The organism is Clavibacter sp. GW821-FHT01D01 (assembly GCF_059422605.1).
This window is the reverse complement of the sequence record NZ_JBWKXC010000012.1, coordinates 43,202-64,585: the sequence shown is the minus strand read 5'-3', so window position 1 is coordinate 64,585 and position 21,384 is coordinate 43,202. Positions and strand designations below refer to the sequence as shown.

At 67.3% G+C, this 21,384-nt stretch carries 25 protein-coding genes; 11 read left to right on the top strand and 14 right to left on the bottom strand.

Features of this window, described 5'->3' with window-relative positions; translation table 11 throughout:
• Positions 1 to 7: 7 nt before the first annotated feature.
• The 10 genes from AC07VC_RS14475 to AC07VC_RS14430 all read right to left on the bottom strand — a co-directional run bounded on the left by AC07VC_RS14475 (position 8) and on the right by AC07VC_RS14430 (position 10,166).
• Positions 8 to 445, bottom strand: a complete 438-nt coding sequence (locus AC07VC_RS14475; protein WP_494676618.1) for a DUF4913 domain-containing protein — start codon at positions 443 to 445, stop codon at positions 8 to 10.
• Entirely contained in the window at positions 435 to 1,691 is a 1,257-nt protein-coding gene (locus AC07VC_RS14470; RefSeq protein WP_494724481.1) for a type IV secretory system conjugative DNA transfer family protein, read from the bottom strand. Before AC07VC_RS14470 ends, AC07VC_RS14475 begins: the two co-directional genes overlap by 11 nt.
• A gap of 33 nt (positions 1,692 to 1,724) precedes the next feature.
• Entirely contained in the window at positions 1,725 to 2,150 is a 426-nt protein-coding gene (locus AC07VC_RS14465; RefSeq protein WP_494676619.1) for a hypothetical protein, read from the bottom strand.
• Between the two features lie 34 nt (positions 2,151 to 2,184).
• Positions 2,185 to 3,264: a hypothetical protein gene (locus tag AC07VC_RS14460; RefSeq protein ID WP_494676620.1), complete on the bottom strand. Its 1,080-nt coding sequence runs from the start codon at positions 3,262 to 3,264 to the stop codon at positions 2,185 to 2,187.
• Between the two features lie 12 nt (positions 3,265 to 3,276).
• Positions 3,277 to 4,767, bottom strand: a complete 1,491-nt coding sequence (locus AC07VC_RS14455) for a putative type IV secretion/conjugal transfer ATPase (RefSeq protein ID WP_494676621.1) — start codon at positions 4,765 to 4,767, stop codon at positions 3,277 to 3,279.
• Positions 4,764 to 6,383, bottom strand: coding sequence for an SCO6880 family protein (locus AC07VC_RS14450; RefSeq protein ID WP_494676689.1), 1,620 nt, complete (start codon positions 6,381 to 6,383; stop codon positions 4,764 to 4,766). The genes AC07VC_RS14455 and AC07VC_RS14450 overlap by 4 nt, the downstream gene beginning before the upstream one ends.
• Before the next feature lie 91 nt (positions 6,384 to 6,474).
• Positions 6,475 to 7,908, bottom strand: a complete 1,434-nt coding sequence (locus AC07VC_RS14445) for a hypothetical protein (RefSeq protein ID WP_494724476.1) — start codon at positions 7,906 to 7,908, stop codon at positions 6,475 to 6,477.
• Positions 7,909 to 7,919: 11 nt separating this feature from the next.
• Positions 7,920 to 8,381 (bottom strand): hypothetical protein, encoded by a 462-nt coding sequence (locus AC07VC_RS14440; RefSeq protein ID WP_494676623.1) that lies wholly within the window; start codon positions 8,379 to 8,381, stop codon positions 7,920 to 7,922.
• Positions 8,382 to 8,655: 274 nt separating this feature from the next.
• A complete protein-coding gene (locus AC07VC_RS14435) occupies positions 8,656 to 8,970 on the bottom strand; it encodes a hypothetical protein (RefSeq protein WP_237582511.1) in 315 nt (104 codons plus the stop codon).
• A 2-nt stretch (positions 8,971 to 8,972) separates the two neighbouring features.
• On the bottom strand, positions 8,973 to 10,166 hold the full coding sequence (locus AC07VC_RS14430) for a ParA family protein (RefSeq protein WP_494676624.1): 1,194 nt from the start codon (positions 10,164 to 10,166) through the stop codon (positions 8,973 to 8,975).
• 310 nt (positions 10,167 to 10,476) lie between these two features.
• Here AC07VC_RS14430 and AC07VC_RS14425 point away from each other — a divergent pair, with 310 nt between their 5' ends.
• Together AC07VC_RS14425 and AC07VC_RS14420 are read left to right on the top strand one after the other, a co-directional pair.
• Positions 10,477 to 11,346, top strand: coding sequence for a hypothetical protein (locus AC07VC_RS14425; RefSeq protein ID WP_494676625.1), 870 nt, complete (start codon positions 10,477 to 10,479; stop codon positions 11,344 to 11,346).
• 215 nt (positions 11,347 to 11,561) lie between these two features.
• Complete coding sequence (locus AC07VC_RS14420; protein ID WP_494676626.1) at positions 11,562 to 12,185, top strand: hypothetical protein; 624 nt, start codon at positions 11,562 to 11,564, stop codon at positions 12,183 to 12,185.
• A 281-nt stretch (positions 12,186 to 12,466) separates the two neighbouring features.
• Here the strand turns inward: AC07VC_RS14420 and AC07VC_RS14415 are convergent, their stop codons facing one another.
• Complete coding sequence (locus AC07VC_RS14415; protein ID WP_494676627.1) at positions 12,467 to 12,784, bottom strand: ArsR/SmtB family transcription factor; 318 nt, start codon at positions 12,782 to 12,784, stop codon at positions 12,467 to 12,469.
• A 73-nt stretch (positions 12,785 to 12,857) separates the two neighbouring features.
• Between AC07VC_RS14415 and AC07VC_RS14410 the strand changes: the two genes are divergently transcribed.
• The 5 genes from AC07VC_RS14410 (at position 12,858) to AC07VC_RS14390 (ending at position 17,521) form a co-directional block, all read left to right on the top strand.
• Entirely contained in the window at positions 12,858 to 13,202 is a 345-nt protein-coding gene (locus tag AC07VC_RS14410) for a hypothetical protein (protein WP_494676628.1), read from the top strand.
• A gap of 37 nt (positions 13,203 to 13,239) precedes the next feature.
• Positions 13,240 to 13,479 (top strand): hypothetical protein, encoded by a 240-nt coding sequence (locus AC07VC_RS14405; protein ID WP_494676629.1) that lies wholly within the window; start codon positions 13,240 to 13,242, stop codon positions 13,477 to 13,479.
• A gap of 249 nt (positions 13,480 to 13,728) precedes the next feature.
• Complete coding sequence (locus tag AC07VC_RS14400; protein WP_494676630.1) at positions 13,729 to 13,974, top strand: hypothetical protein; 246 nt, start codon at positions 13,729 to 13,731, stop codon at positions 13,972 to 13,974.
• A 206-nt stretch (positions 13,975 to 14,180) separates the two neighbouring features.
• Positions 14,181 to 16,103 (top strand): helix-turn-helix domain-containing protein, encoded by a 1,923-nt coding sequence (locus tag AC07VC_RS14395; RefSeq protein ID WP_494676631.1) that lies wholly within the window; start codon positions 14,181 to 14,183, stop codon positions 16,101 to 16,103.
• An 887-nt stretch (positions 16,104 to 16,990) separates the two neighbouring features.
• Positions 16,991 to 17,521, top strand: a complete 531-nt coding sequence (locus tag AC07VC_RS14390) for a ParB/RepB/Spo0J family partition protein (RefSeq protein ID WP_494676632.1) — start codon at positions 16,991 to 16,993, stop codon at positions 17,519 to 17,521.
• Here the strand turns inward: AC07VC_RS14390 and AC07VC_RS14385 are convergent.
• Genes AC07VC_RS14385 through AC07VC_RS14375 form a run of 3 tightly spaced genes read right to left on the bottom strand, consistent with a single transcriptional unit; the run spans position 17,487 to position 18,191 of the window.
• A complete protein-coding gene (locus AC07VC_RS14385; protein ID WP_494676633.1) occupies positions 17,487 to 17,696 on the bottom strand; it encodes a hypothetical protein in 210 nt (69 codons plus the stop codon). The two genes, AC07VC_RS14390 and AC07VC_RS14385, sit on opposite strands and share 35 nt — an antisense overlap.
• A gap of 13 nt (positions 17,697 to 17,709) precedes the next feature.
• Positions 17,710 to 17,910 (bottom strand): hypothetical protein, encoded by a 201-nt coding sequence (locus tag AC07VC_RS14380; protein ID WP_494676634.1) that lies wholly within the window; start codon positions 17,908 to 17,910, stop codon positions 17,710 to 17,712.
• The gene (locus tag AC07VC_RS14375; RefSeq protein WP_494676635.1) at positions 17,907 to 18,191 is read right to left on the bottom strand and encodes a hypothetical protein; all 285 of its coding nucleotides are present in this window, start codon (positions 18,189 to 18,191) and stop codon (positions 17,907 to 17,909) included. The genes AC07VC_RS14380 and AC07VC_RS14375 overlap by 4 nt, the downstream gene beginning before the upstream one ends.
• Before the next feature lie 82 nt (positions 18,192 to 18,273).
• Between AC07VC_RS14375 and AC07VC_RS14370 the strand changes: the two genes are divergently transcribed.
• The 4 genes from AC07VC_RS14370 to AC07VC_RS14355 all read left to right on the top strand — a co-directional run bounded on the left by AC07VC_RS14370 (position 18,274) and on the right by AC07VC_RS14355 (position 21,229).
• On the top strand, positions 18,274 to 18,642 hold the full coding sequence (locus AC07VC_RS14370) for a hypothetical protein (protein ID WP_494676636.1): 369 nt from the start codon (positions 18,274 to 18,276) through the stop codon (positions 18,640 to 18,642).
• Between the two features lie 354 nt (positions 18,643 to 18,996).
• On the top strand, positions 18,997 to 19,767 hold the full coding sequence (locus tag AC07VC_RS14365) for a ParA family protein (RefSeq protein WP_119372054.1): 771 nt from the start codon (positions 18,997 to 18,999) through the stop codon (positions 19,765 to 19,767).
• Positions 19,764 to 20,144: a hypothetical protein gene (locus AC07VC_RS14360; RefSeq protein ID WP_494676637.1), complete on the top strand. Its 381-nt coding sequence runs from the start codon at positions 19,764 to 19,766 to the stop codon at positions 20,142 to 20,144. The genes AC07VC_RS14365 and AC07VC_RS14360 overlap by 4 nt, the downstream gene beginning before the upstream one ends.
• A gap of 53 nt (positions 20,145 to 20,197) precedes the next feature.
• Entirely contained in the window at positions 20,198 to 21,229 is a 1,032-nt protein-coding gene (locus AC07VC_RS14355; protein WP_494676690.1) for a PDDEXK nuclease domain-containing protein, read from the top strand.
• Positions 21,230 to 21,384 lie beyond the last annotated feature (155 nt).

Below are 21,384 nucleotides of genomic sequence, written 5' to 3'. Positions count from 1 at the left end.
CAGCGTCCTACTGCGTCGGGGTCGAGCGTCTCCAGCTTGGCGGGGGCCGCTCCGCTTCCACCGCGGGCACGTGCTTTCCATCGAAATCGTGCAGGTGTCCCAGCGCCTTGTCGCAATTGCGGAACGGCCCCGTGCGCGAGTCGAAAAGGATCGGCGCGTGGTGGTCCCAGTGGTAGATCCACCAGGACGAGACAGCCGCGAGGTCGTCATCGTTCGCGTAGGCCTGCGTCCGGGCCGTCCAGAGCGCGAACAGGCGCTCCACGGCCTCCGGATGCTTCCACCACTCCGGGCACCACGCCGGGCGCTTCTCGCTCCACACGTACTCCACGATCGAGCAGTGCTCGATCACCCAGTCCACGAACAGGTCATCCAATGTCGGGTCGGCAGCAGCATGCTCGCCGACGTCGTCGACCTCCTGGTCCGCATGACTCTCTCTACCCGTCATGCGCCGCTTTCTTCTGGGTCATGACCTGCTCAGCGATGTCGGCATCCTCCGCCAAGATCAGCGCGCGGATCCTCTTGTCGCGGAACCAGGGCAGCGCGTCGACGATCACCGGGCGGGTGTTCGAGTTGAACACCACCGCGCGCCACAGGGGCAGGTTGGCCAGGTCGTCGACCGAGAGGATCGGGATCCGTCTGGTGCTCGTCGAGGTCGACGACCCACCGGTGTCCTGCATGGATCCGCTGTACGTCACCTCGTCGCGCTCCCCGATCAGATTCGACAGTCCACGCAGGAAGTCGGGATCCATGGCGCCGCCGCCGAACACGCGGGTCACCGCGGCACCCCAGATCGCTCCCCACCCGTTCTGCCCGAACGCTTCTACCGCCTGGTCCTTCGACTGGAAGTAGGTGTTGATCGGCATGCCCAGCGAGCCGTAGAACGAGTACACGGACGGCAGCGCCGGCCAGCGCACGATGTTGGCGCACTCGTCGAGCTCGATCACCAGCGGGACCGGGAGCCGGCCGCCGGAGCGCTGGGCGATCCGCTCGCCGGTCTTGCAAATGGCGCGCACCAACGACGTGAGGATGGCGCCGGCGGAGCCAACTCCATCCTTCGAGAGCAGCACCAACAGGTCCTCCGAGCGCACGAACGCCTCGACGTCGAACCGGCGCACCCCCTTGGCCGACGTCCACTCGAGAAGCTCGTCGTAAGCGAGCGCGCCGGCCATGCGCTGCGACGTCGCGTAGACGCTCTGACGCGTCCGGTCGGCCCACTTCTCGATTCCCAGCAGTGTCTCCGCCGGCCCTCGCTTCCCGTGGCGGTTGAGGATCTCCACCACCGTGTCGGCGTCCTGCTTCGTGATCCACCGATACACCCGGGACAGCGGCAGCTCATCGAGTGCGGCCGCGAAGAGGAAGTAGGCGAGCATGTCGCGGCCCGGCTCGTCGAACTGCGGATCCCCGCCGCGGTCGCCCTCCTTCCGCGTCGACGCCTCGAAGATCTCCGCGAGCTCGCGCGCGTCTTCGGCTGAGGCCACGTACTCGAGCGGGTTGAACACGAAGTCGGGGCCGGCCTCGTGCCGGTAGATCCGGTTCGGGTCGAAGACGTACGCCTGGCCGCGGCCGCGGCGTCCACGCAGGACCTGCTCCACGCCGTCCACCTTGTTCGACGTCATGATTGCCGCCCCGGGCGCCTCGACGACATGGCGGACGACGACGCCCGACGTCTTCCCTCGGCGGGTGCCGAACAGGTAGACGCCCGTCTCCTCCCACCCCTGGTAGATCTACGTTCGCGTGCCGATGAGGCGGGCCACCTTCTGCCCAGGACCCACCTGCGGTGCGGTCGGATGCAGCCGCCGGGCCTCCGTAGACCGCACACGACGGCGCAGGATCGCGTTCTCGGGCGTCGCGGACATCAGCTTGATTGACGCCTTGTTGCGCCGTCGCGCCGTTCGTCGCGCCGACCACATCAAGACGGCCGTGAACCCGGCCAGAGCGAGGACGGCGAACACGACGGTCGCGATGGTGGCCGCCGTACCCGGCCACGGCGCACCACGGAGGAACTCGATCCCGAGCTGTGCTGCGTTCCACGAGTACGCCTCCCCGATCCCGGCGAGCTCCGCGCCGATGTGGACACCGAGGTACACGGCACCGAGGAGCATCCCGATGAGTGCCACTGTGAGGGCGTTCGCACGCGTCATCCCGTTCACGGGCAGCTCCTCTGTCTGTGCTCTGCGCCGGCCATCACAAGGTTCCAGATGCCGTCAGCTTCATCGGCTCGTCGCCCCACGGGTCGACCTGCACGTGGATGTGGTTGCAGGTGTCCGGGAACTGCGCCATCGGCAAGTCGAGTGCGTCACCTGCGGCCGCGCGGCACTGCGACTGGCCCGTGCCGGAGCCGTCGGCCATGACCGGCCCGAGCGTACGGAGCAGCTTGATCGCGTTCGCATCGGCACCCGTGGTCGGGGTCCCGTCGAAGGCGTAGAAGTCGACAGCGTGGCCGCCGCCGTTGACGACGTGCGCGGACGCATCGCCAGCGCCGGGCCGCTCTCCGCTGCAGAGCCGGTTCACGTCGGAGACCCCGACGGAGGAGAACGTACGGGTGGCCACGGTGATGACCTGCAGGATGCGGGTGTCGACGCCGCAGTTCGGTACCACCTGCCCGTCGGCGATCGCCTGCACCTCCGAGCGGTGCGTCGCCGACAACCAGGTCACCTTGCCCTGGGCGGTGAGATCCATGATGTGCGCCGCTAGCGCTCGGGCATCCCCGGAGACACCCGCGGTGCACGCAGAGGAGCCACCGCTCAGCGCTCGGACGACGGCGGTCGCCGCAGGGAAGTACGGGGCGTAGTGGTCCGGGTCGGCGTTGCGCTGGACCGCGTGCGCGGCCGCCGTCGGGGTCAGCGTGCGCCAGTTCGGCACCCGCAGGAGGCGCTGAAAGAAGACCGTCGCCGCCTGCCGCGGGTCCATTCGCTGCGCGAGGGTGCCCCAGGTGTCCCGCTGCTGGAACAAGCCGCGCGAGTCCGGACCGACGGCGTCACCGTGATCGATGTTCGTCAGCGACGACTCGCCCATCGCCGTCATGACGCCCAAGGCCTGCCCCTGTGCGTCGACGCCCAGCGCAGCCCCCGCGTTCATGATCGCCGCAGCGTTCGCGAGCTGGTCACCGGAGTACCCGGCGACAGCGTCATGAGTTGACGCCGCCTGGGGATCCGCGTTGATGACGCACGCGCCCTGCGCCGACCCGCCCCCGGTGATCAGCACGACACCGCCGAACACGACGATGAGGATGCACGTCAGCACGAGCATCAAGCCCTTGCTCATGAGGGCTCCCGCTCACGACTCGGCGTCATCATTGGGCTCGGCGCCGGTGCCGGCCATGCCGGTGTCCGTGTTCGTGACCGCGGCCTCCCACCTCGACCGGAGGTGGCGCATGTGGGTCTCGGGGTTCGAGCCGTACTTGAAGATGCAGTGCCCGGGGCGGAGGTTCATGAGCAGGTCCGCGGTGTCCGGGGCGAGGTTGAAGGTCTCCTGCACCCATCGCGCGTCCTCGGGGCGGTCCTGGCGGTAGGCGTAGATCGTCTGGGCCTCCTGGATCACGGTGTACCCCTCGGACTCCTTGGGGATGTCCGTGCCCTTGTGCATCACGAACCAGTTCGAGATCCCCAACGCCCGGGAGAGCTTCTGGTTCGACTTCACCAAGCGAGCCGACGGGCCGCCGATCATGTGCCAGCCCTCCTCGTAGACCACGTTCGTGATGAAGCCACGCTCGCGGCGCAGCCGCCCGAGGAGCCACTGGTGCCCCACGGCCATGACGGTCGGGATCGCCGGCCCAGCATCAGGGAGCTGCGAGACGTCGAACACGGTGAGCTTGCCCGCGAGGTCCACCTGCGCCGACGTCTCGCCATCGAAGACACCGGCATACGTCTCGAGCAGGTTCTCCAACCCGAACCGGATCGACAGACCCGCCTGATGGAAGCGCTCACCCGAGGCACCGGTCAGGCCCTCGTCGGCCGGCACCGTACCGAGGTACGGCATGAGGTCCGTCGTCGTGAACGACCGGGGCGACGTCTCGTGGTCGGCGTACATCTGCCGCAGCGCGAAGCGGGTCGCCTTCTCCTCCCACTCCGTCGCCGCGACGTCGTTCCGTGCGATGCGCGCCACGGCGTTGATGAGCTCCATTTGCCCCTGCAGCCCGGACCCCCGCATGATGAGCGGATCCAGCAGGTTCAGGCGCACCCCTCCCCCCGCCGGGTCGAAGCGCAACGGCTCCGCGCCGAGGCGGTGCGCCATCCCCGTGTACTCGCCGGCACCGCCCTCGTCCTTCTTGTCGAAGACGACCGCTCGACGATGCGCGAGCCCGAGCGGACGGGCGACACCCACGGTCTTCGTCAGCGACGACTTCCCGTAGCCGACCGTGCCGAGCACGATCACGTTCGGCGAGGAGATGAGCCGCTCCGGTGTCGTGTTGTACGCGGTCGGGGCGTCGAAGGAGATCATCGACTGCGAGAGGTTGTCCCGGCCGTTGACGATGCCCTCGTCCCCCGTGGGGTTGCCGATCACCGCCGTGTTGAGGATCTCCGCCTGCTTCGTCGTCGTCGGCGATCCGGTCAGACGCGGCGCGTACCAGCCGCGGCTCGCCGCTCGGGGCGAGAGCCGCAGCTGTCCGCCGGGCAGGTCGAAGGGCGCGACCTCGATGCCGGCGTCCGACGATCCCGGGGTGGAGGCGTCAGCATCATGCGCGAGCGCGGGCGGAGCCAGGAAGCGCAACCCGGGCACGTTCGCGTACCAGGGCGATCTCGAGGGCGTCTTCGTGTTGGTGCTCATGACAGGGCCTCCTTGTCGCCGCGACCCGCGAGCACGGACATCAACCGCGCGGCTGCCGACGAGCTGTGCGGACGCAGCCCCCGGCCGATCGGCCAGGTCGTGCCCGATGCCGCCGCCTGGAAGGAGTCCTGCCAGTCGAGGCGATCGATGCCCAGCCCCGTGTCGCACACGCTCTGCAACCGACGCGACGCCTGAGCCAGTTCCTCGCGCGTCGGCGCCGTGATGGTGACGTACCCGATCCACGCGACTCCGTGATGATGCGACCCCGCCGCGAGATCCCGACGTCGCCGCTCTGCCGCCGAGAGGAGCCCCTCGGACTCGTCCGACACCAGGACGCCCTTCTTCCTCTGCGCGTACAGGCCCGCAGCATCGCGCACGACGTCCTGCCGCGCGGCCGCCTTCGCCTCCGACGCCGGCACCAGATCCAGATGGAACGACACCGAGCGGATGAAGCCCAGCTCGCGCCCGATCATGAGGTTCAAGGTCCACAGCGGCGATCGTCCGGCACTGGCCAGGTCCTCGCCGTGGATGGCCGCGGTCCTGTGCCACCAGGTCACCGCGGGTGCCGCCTCGATCGGATCCTCCTCGCGCAGCACCGTCGGGTCGTAGCCGCCATCGACGATGTGAGCGGAGTACTCGTCGTGGGAGCCGATGCCGACGGCGAGCGGTGTGATGTGCCGGCTTGAGCGCATGTCGATGGGGATCGACGGGTTCTGCTGATGCATGATCAGCGCCGCCGTCTGCCGTGCCGTCAGGGGCGAGACCTGCCCCATCCGCGCCTCCCGCAGATCCCGCGCGGACGCGGCGATCTGCTCGGCCATGAGCTCCCGCCACCCGTCGCGTCCAGGACCGTACTTCGCCGCCGACTCGAGGAACGCGGGCGTCAGCGGCCAGGACAGCACCACGAAGTGCCGTTGCACCATCGCATCCGCTGCTGCACGCCGCCGCACCTCCGCGTAGGAGGACTGCTGCGCGTCGTACAGAGCCAACGCCTCCGGACTCACCGTCGCATCGCGAGGCTCGCGCATGCCGTCGTACCAGATGTCGTGCTTCGCCGTGTCCGGCGGGAGCACCCGCGTCAGCGTCTGCACGCCGCGGACGAGCGACACCGGTGCAGCGCAGTGCGCCAGGAACTTGCCCCACGACGTCGCGGCACGATGCAACGCACCAGCGGTCTCCATGCCGCGCAGCTGCCCGGAGACGGAGAACGCCACCGACAGGTACGGCTCCTCGCCGACCGGTGCATGCCAGGCGATGCCCGGCACGTTCGCACCGTGCTGGAGCCAGCCCATGCCGTCCGATCCATCTGGATTGGCACGCATCTGTCGCGCGGCGACTTCCGCGCGTCGCCGTTCGCGTCTGTCCTTGCTTCTCGCTGCAGCTTGGATCTGATCCCACCCGGCCAGCGCGAAGGGGACGAACGTGTCCGTTCCCAAGCGTTTGCGCGCCGCCCAGCGCGATCGCTTGCGGCGGCGCTCCTGGATCGTGCCGTTGTGCGTCCGCTGCGTCACCACCATGCTGAAGCCGACCCCGACCAGCCCGGCGATCAACGCGGGAACCCCGCCGCCCAGGATTAGCCACAGCATTGCCCCGCCGATGGAGAGGGCCAAGCCCACGACCCGCGTCGGTGACTGCGTGCCCCCGAAGAAGGATCGGTGCCCCGCCTCGCCGCCGACCCACCGGAGGTGCGGAGCCGTCTTCCGCCCCTCATCCACCGGTGGAATCCCGTCCGTACTGCTGCTCATGGTCCTCGACTGGACCGGCCGCCATGTCGGCGGTCGCGTTCGCTGCGCTCTGCGCCTTGTCGAGTGCAAGGGCCGCGGCGGCCACCATCATCGTCGGTACGCCGACGACCGCTCCGACGCCCGTCGATGACTCGGCAGCGCCAGCCGCAACTGCGCCCTCCTCCGCGGCCGCGGCCGAAGCGCTGTCTGCACCCGCGGCCGCGGCGCCTCCCCTGGTCGCACCGGCGGGCCCCGCTGCCGCGTCCGTCAGCGTCGTGCTCGACGTCTTCTCGGCTCCACCCGCATCGGAGGCGTCACCCTCCTCCAGCGAGCCCGTCTTCTCAGGGCTATACGAGCTCCCGGTCTGATCGGATGCCAGGTCACCGTCGTCATCCGACGCGCTGTAGCGCTGATCGGCTTCCTGCATCGAGTTCGAACCGATGCTCGGACCGCTGTCCGCGCTGGCACCGCCCATTGGCAGGACCGGGGCGAATCGGAACAGCAACAGAGGAGACAGCCCCGAGATGAGCAGCGACAGCATGGACACGACGAGGGTGACCGTCTTGTCGAGGCTCGCCGAGCTCGAGAACACGTCCACGTTCGCGCCGACGAAGGAGAACGTGATGCCGAGCATGAAGAACAGCAGTGGATGGGAGGCGAGGATCCCGAGCCAGAGGAACGCGATCTTCGACCCGAACTTCCGCTTCCGCGCGTCAACGATCCACACCCACCCCAGAGGGAAGAGCACGCCGGAGAAGTAGAGCCCGATGAGCTGGACGATCAAGACCAGCAGCGCCAGCAGCAGGGCGATGATCATGAAGAACATGAGGATCGTGCCGACGACGGCTCCTCCGACGATGCCGCTCGCGTCGTCGTCACCGATCATCGTCGCGAACTTCCCCGCGATCGTGCCCTCCGTCGTGGAGAGCATCGTCTGGATGAGAGCGTCCGAGAGGGCGCCGAAGAACTGGACGATGAACCACGCCACGGCTGGCCCGAAGATCCCGCCGATGAGGAAGGCCGGGCCGTACTGCGTCAGCGTCTCCGCGAGCTCCTGACCCGACATGCGGCCGCGCGCCGTCTCGACGAACTGGGTGACGAGGATCACCACGAGCACGAAGATCGCGAGTCCGAAGGACAGGGCGTACGCCTTGAGGAACCAGTCCGCGCTCACATCCAGCAGCGTCGCGTGCGTCAGGGCCGGGAGGACGTCGTTCGTGAGGCTCTTCGCGGACGCGACGAGCATCTTGTACGTGTTGCCCGCGGGATCCGACCAGAAGTCAGCGACGCCGGTCGCCGTCCGCACAGCATCCGCCGTGCCGTTGACGGCGCTGCCTATCGCGTCTTGAGCCTTCTTGCCGACGCAGCCCCAGAAGTCAGTACATGTTCCCCCGGCATCGGCCGCTGTGATCTTCACGGGAGACAGCATCAGCAGCCGCCCGTGTAGCGCACGCCGCCAGCCGACAGCGTCTTCCCATCTGGTTGCGTGCCCCCAGCAACACGCCATGCCCCGTTCTCCCACCGCATGATGAAGCCCTGGAAAGTCGATTTCGACGAGCTGAGGGCGCCGTCGACCACGTACCCGGCGGCGATGTCCACTGTCACCTGATCGCTCGTCGAATCCGGGTCGACCATCCAGATCCCGTTCGTCGTCGAGAGGTGGAACGGCAGCGAGTCCGCGACGTCGCCATGGCTCACATTCGGATGCGCCCGGTAGACGCCGAAGAGATCCCGGTACGACGCGGATGCCGCGGGTGAGATGACGTCATCGACGATGCGCTGTATGTCCGCCGTCGCAGGTACTGGGGACTGCCACACGAAGCGGTAGAACGCGGTCGCGACCTCGACCGCCCCATAGGGCGTGTGCGCCGCTTCCTTCTGCGCGGTCACGACCATGGCTGCGTCACGGTCCAAGCCGCCGAGACAACCCGTCGGCGGAGCTCCCTCCTCGTCGTCACTGACTCCCGTGTCGGCTGCGGCCGAGCTGGATGGCGGAACGTCCGTGGGCGTCGGTGAGAGTACGGTCGCGGCTGGAGCGTCGTGGTGTGTGAGGGCGAAGGTCACTCCCCCACCAAGGCCGACGACCGCTACGAGACCGCCGACGAGGACGGGCCACCGGGACCGACCGGTCGCCGAGTACATGCGGGGCATCAGCAGCTCCGCCTCAGCCCGCGAGGGAGAGCGTGACCCCGACGATGACCGCAAGCGCGGCTAACCCCACAAGGGAGATGAACGCCGCCAGCGCCTTCGCCTTACCCTGCGCATGCGCTTGGGGATTCGGGTTGAGGTCCCCTGATGCCCCGGCCATGGCCACCAGACCGCGGATCAGGTAGACGATCGCCACGATGATCGCGATCGCCCAGATAGCTGCGATTAGCTTCTGCCACAGCTCCGTGAACTGCTGGCCGCCGAAGGAGAAGTCCGGCACGATCCCGTCGATCGGGTTCTTGATCTGCGCAGCGAGGATGAGATGACGCATGGTCAGGCCTTCCGGGTGAGGTCAGTTGCAGGGGCGACGGCCTCCTGCAGGATGCGGACGACCGCCGCCGCGGCCGCCGCGAAAGCGTCGCGTGTGGACGGCGTGAGCGAACCGAGGGTGAGCTGGCCGCGCTCGGCGATGTGCGCGTCGTACGGGATCTCGAACAGCGCCTGCACGCCCGCCTCGCGGAGGAGCCGCGCGACCTCGTCCCGGACGAGATCGCTCTCAGGGCGGCCGTCGGTGAGCCGGATGGCGATCACCCGCTGTGCGAGCTCGGCCGCGTGGCCGCCGTCCTCGCGCAGCTCCTCGAGTAGCTGGATCGCCTCCAGCACCGAGTCGCCGGCGTTCAACACCGGGATCACCAGGACGTCCGCGACAGAGACGGCACCACGGAACGCAGATGAGGTCGGCTGGTTCCCGGTGTCCATGACACGGATGCCATAGAACTCGTCGATGACGCGCGACACCGCGACGACGGCCTCGCCCGTCAGGCGCTCCCGGCGTCCCGTGGAGCCGATCACGTTCGCGAACGAGGTCTGCGGAGCCGTGTATCCGGTGAGCTGCCCCGCTGTGCGGATCGCGTCCACGTCGCGTACGAGCTCGCCCACGCCAAGCCGCGGGGCTCCCTCGGCGCGGTAGCTCAAGGCCCCCGGATCGTCGGAGAACTCGACGATCGCGGTCGAGCCTCCGCGGATCGACGCGATGATGCCACCGAGCAGCAATGCTGTAGGCGTCTTACCCGTCCCGCCCTTCGGGTTGCCGACCAGGATCGACACCGCTCGGGTCCACGTCGCCTGGCGGATCGTCATGGCATCCCGTTCGCGGCGCTCTTCCGCGTCCGCCACCGCAGCCAGATCCGCCGCCTCGCGCGCGCCTGGCGCTACTGGCAGGCCTAGTCCCGCCAGCAACCCACGGAGGCCCATCGTCGCCCGACGCGGAGTCGAAGGGGTCGAGGCCGGCACGATGCCGCCGAACAGCACCGACGTCGATCGGTCGACAGGGCCGCGGGACAGATGGTCGCCGCCGCTGGCCTCCCTCGATCTGGGGGCGCCAGAGTCGTCACGAAGACCCAAGGTCGCCGGCGCTTCGATGGAGACGGCCCCGACCATTGCGGCGGTGTCTTCCTCCACGTAGTCGCTCGCCCGGGATGCGGCCCCGAAGGCCTCCCCCACCGGTACACGTGATGCCTCGCTCACCCTCGACTCCTCCCCAAACGGTCATCGGCACGACTGCACAACGCGCAGACGGCCTATGAAGACGAGACGCGCGGTGCCCGTCGCGCCCTCGCGCGGGGGCACGTTAGCGATTCGCGCGGCTGGAGGAATGAAGTTGTACACGGACCACCAACTGGCGGCGGCGCTTGGTGGCGAGGGGCGTGTCGATGCGCGAGCGACACGGTGGGTGCGGCCGCGCGACCACGACTGCTGTGGTGCTCTTGGCAAGTCACAATGGCAACAGCCGTCGCTTGGGCTGCAGGTTCATGCGCGAGCCACCTACAGTGACCCCATGACCCCTCACGAGAACCTGGAGACCAATTCGGCGGCGGCACTGCCGTTGAAGTCTCGTTGCCGGTTCTGTCAGACCACAGACGGCAAGCGCTCAAATGAGCATGTCCTGCGCAGGAAGTTTAAAAAGCTGATGTGGACCTTCCCGGACACCATGTACACCTACGTGGAGAACGGCATGATGCAGACTTCGAGGAAGGTCCCTGCCTCGGCCTTCGATGTTCGCGTAAACGAAGTGTGCAAGGAATGCAATGAGGGCTGGCTTGAAGACTTGGAAGACGCGGTGGAACCAATGCTGCTTTCCCTGGCACGCGGCAAGGAAGCGACGTGGAAAGATGACGATTGGGCAACCCTTGCGCTGTGGATGACAGTCCGCTGCATGCTACGCACTCTGACTGACCCAGAGCAGAATCGCGCACCCAAATACCTTTTCCAACAGGTATACAAGCAGCGACAGATTCCCGATGGCTTCATGGTCCTGTGGGCTAGGCCAGCGGGATATTTCCTTCCTGGAGGGAGGAACATGATGCGCTGGCACAAGAAGCCAGGCCATAAGCCAGGAGATCGCCCCAACGGCTTCGACTCAGTAGTGAGCTACGGTTTCAGTCGCCTTTACTTCCAGGTGTACATGTGCAGCGGAAGTCGTGCTTCCAAAGCCGAGACAGTGCGGAATGCGCACTACGTGGTCGCCCGCAATCCAGACGCCTGGATGATGATCCACCCAGAAGTGACAGAGACGCCGGCGCCGGACTCCTACCTGGATGAGCAGGAAGCATTGACGGCGTCAGCGGCGCCACAACGGCAAAACCCTAAGCTGAACGTCTGGGGGATCGAGCAAGCTCACGGTCCCTTTGGGGAGCGCCTGAGGTGACAGTGACGACCCGAGTCATAACCCAGCCGTGACGACGAGCCTGGAGACCGACGGCCTCTTGACGAGTACCCGCGATCAAGAGCTGGAGTAAATCCTGAGGACTCGTAGTGACTCCCGACGCGCGCGCGCGCAGGAGGCTCGGGCGAGAAGGGTGGCGCGCAAGCAAGCGCGCCAGGGACGGCACGACGCCGAGGACAGCTAGCTAGGGTTCTGAGATGGCCTTCTTCCTACTGTTGTGTCAGCTGTTCGGGCTTCCCGCTGTGCTGGCTGGGGTGTGGGACTTCATCACTGGGTTCCTCATGCCCGCCGCCGCCATCACCTCATCTGGCCTACTGGCTATCTGGCTACAGCAGAAGGAACAGCGTCGGCAGCACGATCAGAAGCTCAAGGACGACAAGAGGAGCGAAGATGAACGAGTACAGGCAGAGCAAGCCAGGATCGTAGAACGAGCTGTAGCCGAGCACAAGCACTTCATCGCCCATGCCCTCTCGACCAACGATGCGCTTACCGTCCAGGTTCTTGAGCTGGTGCAGAGTGCCACAGCCGACTTCATCATGGCGGAGCTACCAGGGTCCACTGGGGTTGGTATCTGGCTCGGCACCAAGCGCCTTCGAGCCTTCGCGTACGTTCAGGAGCTGGGGCACAGCACCAGCACGGCGTTCCTCATCACCAGCTACTTCGCGAATATCAAGACACTCTTAGGCATGTGGCGAATCGGAGCGATCGACACCGCCTGGTTCAGGGCCGATGAACGTCGAGTGGGTCTCGGCGCTTTCACACTTGAAGAGGAAGAGGCCATGTACCGCTCGACGATCGAAAGCTCCCAGGGATGGCCCTAGGGCGACACGGCTCACTTGCACCTGTAGTGCAGGCTTCGACCTAGGATCCGCCACATGGACCTTTGAGGACTGTGTAGTTCTCCTTCTTGGCGAGCGCGTCGAGGGTGGACACCTGCGTCGCGATGCTGTGTTAATCCTCGTCGACGTTCGAGAGTCGGGCGTAGATCACGGCACGGGTCATTGTCAGACGGTAATACCGCGGTGCGGGTGTTGAGCGCCGCCGGCTCGGTCGTGGCACGAGCGTCACCGCCCCTTGGGCGGTGCCTGCGGGACCAATCGTCCTAGAGGTAGCCAGTCAGCGCCATCGACAAGGTCTTCAACATCGTGTCCACCCGGTCCCGCTCCACGACGTACCGACGCGGCTTCCGATCCGGTTCCGACCGAGGCGGATCCAGCGTCACGACCCCGAGCTCCTCGAGCACGTCGAGGTTCTTCGCCACCATCGAGCTCGACAGCTCCATCTCCCGCGCCAGCTCCGGCCGCGTCTTCGGGCCATGCGCCAGCAGATGGCGGATCAGACCCACCCGTACGCGGCTGCCCAGGGCGTCCACGCTGATGCCGACCTCGGTGGGCAGGGGCGGGTCGACGCGTTTGGGCACCTCGCGAGTGTGGCCATTTCGTGCGCGCGTAGCATCTACTGGTCTATAAAGTACCAATAGGCGAGGAGGGGTCATGCGGGTTCGGATGCACGGGACGATCGTCGACGGGCCAGTGCTCGCGGACACGGAGGGTGGCGCGCTCACGGCGACCTTCACCTACGCCGACACCGCCGGCGTCGCGGCGTGGCCACTCCCCCAAGCCTGCTGTGAGGTCGTCTGCCGCGGTTCTCTCGCCGTTGCCGTCCTGCTCAACCTCCGCGCAGGCGCCCACGTCCGGATCGACGGCGAGCTCCGGCTACACCGCCCGCCGCGCACCGGGGAGGATGAGGATCTCGTGCTCGCCACGGTGGACGCACGCAGCGTGTCATCGGAGATGCCGCGTGTCGCGCGACTCGGATCGGACACGCCGCCGCAGTGACCTGTTTCTGAATCAGGCCGCCACTACTGTCCGAGACATGGCTGCACAGCGACACCACGGAGGACGACCCGCGAAGGGCGACCGTCAGGCGCTCCTCTCCCGGGTCCCCGCGCCCCTCGGCGAGGCCGTCAAGGCCCAAGCCGACATGCGCGACATGACAGTGAGCGACTACATCGCCGCACTGCTCGCGCAGAGCCTCGGCATGCCCGAGCTCGTCTCCAAGCCGCTCGCAGTCATCCCCACACGTCAGGAGCTGCCCATCGCGGACGTCGCCTAAAACGAAGGAGCCCGCCGCTTCCGCGACGGGCTCCTGCACGTGTTGTAGCTCTCACCCTCACTGCTTGCCGGCGCCGAGGTTCGAGCTAGTCCAGATCAACCAGCCTTCACAGGAGGTCTCTCTATGTCCGCGAGCATAACCCACGAACTTCGAGTTGTCGCCGAACACGCCACGGAATCTGCCTACGGATTCGGCGACACGGCCACCCGCCTCCGACTTAGTGGACCCCTTAATCGCCAGGCTTACGGCATGACGAGCATCCACGCCGGCACCCGTCGCAACCGACGTCCCACCGGCGAGATCGCCGTCCCCCGCAAGATCCGACTGGCACCCGAGACCGAGGCCGCCTTCCAGGCCGCAGCCGAAGCCTCCGGCAACCTCTCGATGTCGCTCTACCTCGAGCGCCTCGCAGCACAGCTGCGCACCGACTTGGGAGCACTGCCCGTGCTCTCCCCCTCGACCGCTTCCGAGGAGGCCGACACGAAGACGACTTAACGAATAAGAGCCCGTCGCTACCAACGACGGGCTCTTGAAGATTCGTAGCTCTGACCCACCTACCGGCTACCAACCACGGGTCCGAGCTCCAGCACATACCTACCGGCTACCAACCGGGGCTTTGCCATACCTCCAGAGGAGATGTCGCCATAGTAGCTTCATCGCGCCCGCAAGCGCCAGAACCACGACCTGAGAAGACCATCGGCGTGTCGCCGTCCGTCGACTCCGCGTGGGAACTGACGCGCCGCCTGAGTCCACGCGACCAGGTGCGCGCGATGATCCGCGACGCCTACGGCCGGCTGGACAGCAACAGCTACCCCCGGCTTCACCCGCTCGGCCCCGTGGCGCCGTCAACGCCGTGGGCGATCCGCCTCGCGGACTCCGCCGGTCGGTACCGGCTGCTGTGCTTCGACTTCGACGGTAAGGACAGCACGGGCGTCGTCCCCGAGCTCATGGAGCAGGCCCAGGACCAGGCCGCCGTGCTCTCTCGCACGCTCGACGAGCTCGGCATCGCGCACGTGCTCTGCCGCTCCTCCGGTGCCGGCGGCCGCCACGTCTGGATCGCCGTCGACGGCGGCGCCGAGGCCGCCCAGGTCGGCGCCCTCGCGGCCGCTGCGCACGCATGCTTCCGCACGCTCGACCACGGAATGCTCCGCAACCCGGCCGAGGGCGCCGCCCGTCCCCCGCTCTCCCCGCACCGCGACGGCACCAGCTCACGCGTCCTGGCCGGCGACGTCGCCGCGCTCCTGGCGCCGTCGACGACGCCGGCAGACCTGGACGCGCTGACCGCGCTGCTCCTCGAGCGGGCGCCGGCGCCGCGTGCCGCCGACAGCGCCCCGTCCGGCCCCGTCGACGTCCGCCACCGAGCGCACCGGGAGTTGAGCCGTGCGGGAGCTGCGCACATGGCCACGATCGACGGCGGCGGGAACCCGTCGTGGACGGGCTTCATGTGCCTCCTGGCGGCCGCGAACGCCGGATGGACCCTCGGCGACGTCGAGCACGCCGCCCGGACGGCGCCGGGCATGGAGCACTACCGGACCAAGAACACCGGCCGCGGCAGCCGCCGTACCCGCAGCGCGTCCGAGGCGCGCGAGCGCCTGGAGCGGCAGTGGACCAAGGCCCAGCAGTTCGCGGCCGTTCAGCGGCCGCTCCCGGCCCGGCGCGAGCCGCAGGACCTCACGGAGCTTGCGGCGATCGTCGCCGACGTCGATGCCATCCTCACGTCCTTCCGGGTCACCCCCGGCCGGTGGGGACGCAGTGAGGCCGATGCATCCCGCCGATCGATCCTCACCGCACTCACCTACTTCACGCTCCAGACCGGAAAGCGGACCGTGGCGGCCTCGATCCGGGATCTCGCCCTTATGGCAGGCCTCGGCCGCAGCACCGCGCAGCGGGCCCTCCAGGCCCTCACGGAGGCCGGATTCGTCATCCGCGTCACCGCGGCTGACGCCGGTAACGCCGCCGAATGGCGGGTGACCTGGCGAGTTTCCACAGCACACAGTGAAGTTGGGTCACAACCACTCGATAACCCCCGCCCCCCGGCCGAACTCTTCGCGCATCGCGCCGAGCTCGTCGCTCTCCTCGAGCACGAACTCGTCGACCAGCGACACGACCTCTTCACCCGTCCCGGCCTGGGACACCTCGCCGGCAGGCTCTACGCCACGCTCGGCCAGCACACCGCCCTCACCGTCGACGGCGCCGCTCGGATCCTGGGCGTGAGTACCCGCCACACCGCGACGATTTTCAGCCGGCTCCGCCAGCACCGCCTCATCAAGACCCACAGAGACGGGTGGGCCCGAGCCGTACGAGATCTCCGAGACGCCGCGGCCCGTGCCGTCGACGTCGCCGGGATCCTCGCCGACCGCGCCCACCGGTATCAGGCGGAGCGGGAGGTCTGGGCATGGTGGAACGCCGAGCTCACGACGATGCACACCACTCCCCGAGCCCGACCCCGACGCCCCACCGTGTCCAGCCGGCCCCTCTTCGCAGCACCGACCGCGGGCGAGCGCGTCTGGCCCCGCTATCCCCGAGCGGCCACCCGCGCGGACCACCGTGCAGCTCGAGCGCTCGTCCTCGACGGCGCCCTCAACCCCGAGGCGCGCTGGCAGTACCTCGGTGAGGTCGCTTAGTCTTTTTCGCCTCAGCTTTTGCCGCTTTCTTTTGCTCTCGATCCTTCAAATCGTTTGTATCAGTTCCGGTAAAGTAGTCTTGCGCCATCAAGGCTACGAGCGAGAGGGCGCCACCCGCATAGTAAAACCATGGAATATTGGACGGTAACGTAATTACTACGGCGATCACGGCCACAACTATTGCTACCCCTGCCGTGCTGTGTCGCTTGCTCGTCCAGCCTGCCGGATGGATGCTCATAACGAGGCGTCCCAGGCTTATGGCTACTGCATACAACAGGATGCCCGCGGATCTTACTACGCCGTTGTAATCAAATTGCGGGGTCGGGCTATTGCTTGCTCTTTGCAGCGCCTCCCAACCGCCGGACGTCAGTATTATAATGCTGAGGGCCGTTATTACTACGTTCCACCATCGGCCTCGTGTTTTCGATTTTGTGGTCGCGGGTTCTATTTTACGCATTTTAAAAGGCTAGCGAGAAGCGGTCACAAGGGTTTGTGATCTTGCTGGTTCAGGTGCCCCCACTTCGGGCGGGCCCTGGCGGGCGTGCAGTGTCGTGGCGGGCGTGCAGTGTCGTGGCGGGCGTGCAGTGTCCTGGCGGGCGTGCAGTGTCCTGGCGGGCGTGCAGTGCCCTGGCGGGCACTCCTGCGCCGGCGGGGCCGGCGGGTGAGGCCGTGCCGGCCCCGGGAGCCGCTACGCGGCGCTGAACCGCCTGTTTTTTTCGTCTGTCCGGCCGGTCATCCTAGTTCGCTCCGTGCCTGCGTGCCCAACAAGTCGGACGCGGTCGCAAGCTCCCTTATTCGCCCGACTTCTCGTGCACTCCGGCACTCCCGCTCTCTATCGATTCTCTTGCCGGACAGGCAAAAAATTGGTTGAAGGGGAGAGAGACCCCATGAGCATCATCGAGAACACCCCCACTACCAGCGGGGTCATCGAGCACATCGACCCGAACAGACTGGTCATCGAGGCGAACGTGCGACCCAGCGCCGCGCTCACCGTCGAGTTCATCCAGAGCATCAAGGCCAGCTGCGTCATCACGCCCATCCTCGCGCGACGGGATGAGCACGGAAACGTCCTCGTGCGGTCCGGGCAGCGCCGTACCCTCGGAGCGCGCGAGGCAGGTGTGGCCACGATCCCGGTCTACGTCATCGACGCGGACGAGACCACGACCGACCGCAGCGTTCAGCAGATGATCGAGAACGACCAGCGCGAGGCGCTGACCACAGCCGACCATGCGGCCGTTTTACAGCAGCTCTCCTTCGAGGGGCGCCGAGCAGAGGCAAGGCAGGTGGGCCCTCCCAGCGAGGGAGGGCGGACACGGCCGCCTGGCGGCCGGCGAGGGGTGATCCCCCTCGCGCTCCCCCGTGCGCGGACAGGCGTCGAATCGGTCAGCGCCGCCGGTGCCGCGACCGCAGGCCGATGACGATCATGGCGATCCCGCAGGCGAAGAAGACACCGACGAACACGAACACGGGCATGCCGCCCTTGCTGCGCCCGCTGGGATCGGCGACGCCGTCGATGAGGGCCCAGAGGCCGAACAGGAGGAACACGACCCCTCCCCCGAACGCCATGCCAGGCTGTGTGGTCTTCTCGCTCATCGCGGGCGTCTCCTCATGGGCCCGGGTATCCGTTGACCAGAGCGTCGATTGCGATATAGCCCCATCCGCCGAAGAAGACCGCGGCGACCAGAAGGATCAGTCCCCCGAGCCCGCCCTCGATCGAGCCTTGGCGGATGCACAGAATCGCGCCGATCACGCAGATGATCGCGATGACGATCACGACGATCGCGGTCGGGAGTCCGAAGATGCTCATCGTGTCCCGAGGGCGGCATGAAGGCCGGCCATGAGTGTGTTCGAGCCGAACCCGAGGATCCCGACGTCGAACATGCGCGCGGACCAGAACAGCCGTTGCTCCGCGGAGTCGCGGGCGATGTACGCCACCACCTCGTCGCCGAGCACCACCTCGGGCTCCGCCCGACGCTCGAACAGCTCGAGCCGGGACAGGCGCTCCGACGCCCGCACGATCAGCACGTGGCCGTCGTACGCGACGCGCACCGGCTCCTCGCGGATCCGCTTCACGCGGTCGTCGGTCATCAGGTACTCCACGCTGACGACGATAGGTGCCCGGGCGGAATCGACCTGTGAAATGCGGCTCGCCCGTGGATACGGTGAGTCCGTGCGCTCCATGTTGCCCCCTGTCCCTGACGCTGCGTTCGAGCCCTTCGACGACGGCGTCGGCGTCTTGTCCCGTGATGGTGTCCGGGTCGGTCACGTCGCCTTCGTGCGGGGGACCTATCACGGCCTGTTCGACCGGCAGTGGAAGTGGTGGATCTGGTACATCGTCGTTTGGGAGGACGGGACCCGGGAGCGGTCTCAGGAGGATTACGAGCCGTACCTCGCCCTGCAGGAGATCCAATCCGGATACCTGGAAGTGGATGTCGCTGCCGAAAGGTCGAGGACCGGACGGTATGACTTCGAGTGGCTCCCTCGCGAGGAAGCTCAAGCGACGAGGGTTCGCTTGGGGATCCAGGACAGCGACTTCTGATTGCACGCGCCAGGAGCGCTCCTGCTTACCGACGAGTGCCGCGATCCGCGCGAAGTACGGCGAGATGAGCTGGCGGCGGCTTCGATGAGAAGTGCGTAGGCAGGCTCAGTAGCGCCGCTCCCCCGTTGCCCACGTCCATGCATGCATGCATGCAAGAACTTGTGGGAACCAGCGATTGACAAAAGAAGCGCTTTGACCACACTACGTCAAGTACTTGCATGCTTGCAGGCAAGCCAGACCGCATGAAAGATGACCAGCGGGCTGGCATGCATGCTGTCGGGCATGCATGTGTGCATGACAGGTGGCATCTCTGCATACTTGCAGGCTGCCAACGCAGCAGGCATACTTGCTTGCATGCAAACTGTCATGGTGTACAGCGAGTCCGGCGGCGTCTCGAAGACCACCACGGCGGTGTCGCTCGCGATGATTGCCGCGACGCGAGGTCTCCGCACGCTCCTTGTGGACCTCGACCCTCGCGCCGCGTCGACGAAATGGCTGGACGTAGCGCCCACCGAAGAGGGACTGCACGTGGGTGCCATCCTCGGTGACGAGAACCCCGAGGGATGGGCAGAGGACATCGCCGTTTCGACGACATGGTCGGACCGCCTCCGTGTCATTCCCTCGGCGCGCAACGTCTCCAATCGCGAGGCGGACCGTGCCGACCACGCCGAGCTCCGACTGCGGACGTCCCTCGAGGATGTCCAAGCCGACCTCGTCGTCATCGACTGCCCCAATCGTCAGGGCGGACCCCTGACCCTGGCCGCGCTGAATGCCGCCGACACCGTCGTCTACGCGTCCACGGCTACCAGCGACGGGATTGACGGCGTCAGCGGTGCCCGACGGACGGTCGAGCAGTTCCGACACAGCCGCGCACGCATCGGAGCACCCGTCACGCTCCAAGAAGCAGGCATCGTCGTCGGGGGAGTGAGCGACACGATCATGTCCCGACCGGCGGTCGCGAGCATCGACGAGCTCCGCGAGACCGGCATGCTCCTTCTCCCTCTCGTGCCCCAGCGGGCGATCGTCCAAGAGGTCCGCCTCACGGGGGAGTGGTACGGAAACTTCAGGAAAGGGGCCCCCGTGCTCGACGCATACAGCGCCATCGCCGACCAGGTGATCCGATGACCGACACGCAGCCGGACCGGCCCGCTGACCTCCGTGCTCGCCGGCGCGCACAGCCCGCTCCGGACGAGCGGATCGACCCTGTCGACTACCGACGTGAGCCCGACTCGGTGACCTCGCCAGCTGCCGCTGCGGCAGCTACCCCCGCGGCGGCACCCGCAGCGGATTCCACGCCCGTGGCTGCAGCGGCCCCGGCCCCGGCGCCTTCGCGTGGCAACACCCGCCGCGAGGTCGCCATCCCGTTCAGCACCCGGCTCGCACCCGACGTGCTCGAGCTAATCGACCGTGCCGTCTCCGAAGGGCGAGACACCGGCGACGGGCCGCAGACGCAGCGTGCGGTGGTGGAGAAGGCCATCCGGGACGCATACCGCCGGCAGTGACCAGCCAGACGTACCGAACGAGCCGCGGCGACTAGCCTGATCCGGTGTCCGAGATGCTGCCGCTGCCGACCGACTACGCCAGCGTCCTCGCCGCGCTGAAGCAGCAGGTTCGAACGGCGCAGCTCACGGCGCAGCGTCGCGTCAACACGCAGCTCATCGAGCTGTACTGGTCGATCGGCCACGTCATCCTGGAGCGCCAGGAGGATGAGGGCTGGGGGAGTGCCGTCGTCGCGCGCCTCGCCGGAGACCTCCGCGCGGAGTTCCCCTCGATGAAGGGCTTCTCCCGTTCGAACCTCTTCTACATGCGCGCCTTCGCGGAGGCGTGGCCCGACCGTGCCGAAGTTGTCCAACAGGCTGTTGGACAACTTCCCTGGGGGCACGTCACCGTCCTCCTCGGCAAGCTCGACGACCGCGCGGCACGCGACTGGTACGCAGCTCGCGCCGCCGAACACGGCTGGTCGCGCAACGTGCTCACGAACCAGATCATGAACCGGACCCTCGAACGGACCGGGGCCCCGCCGACCAACTTCGCCGGCCAGCTCGCCCCCGCCGACTCCGACCTCGCCCGCGAGCTCGGCAAGGACCCCTACGTCTTCGACTTTCTCGACCTCACCGACGAGGTCTCCGAACGCGAGCTCGAGCAGGCGCTCATGGATCGGATCGTCGACACCCTCCGCGAGCTCGGCGCCGGCTTCGCGTTCGTCGGCCGGCAGGTGCACTTCGACGTCGACGGTGACGACTTCTACGTCGACCTCCTCTTCTTCCACACAGAGCAGCTCCGCTACGTCGTCATCGAGCTTAAGACCGGCAAGTTCGAACCCGCCTTCGCCGGCCAGCTGGGCTTCTACGTCGCCGTCGTCGACGACAAGATGCGCCGCGAGTTCCACCGGCCCACAGTCGGGATCCTCATCTGCGGCAGCCGAAACGAGCACACCGTGCGCTACGCGCTCGGACAGGCATCGGCGCCGATGGCCGTGTCGACGTACACGTACGAGACGCTGCCGGCGGCCGAACAGGAAGCGCTGCCGGGTGCTGACCAGATCATCGCCGCGCTGGACTGGACCGACGACGACACAGCAACCTGACCGTTCTCCGTCTCAGGACCTTGGTCTAAGCGCCCCAAGGCCAACCGGTGAAGTGGACCGTTTTGAGTTGAGCAGCCGTCGACCAGATCCGCCTGCGGATCATGGCCGAGCACGTCCCCTTCTGCGTCCGCCCCGTACGCTGACGCATATGTCCT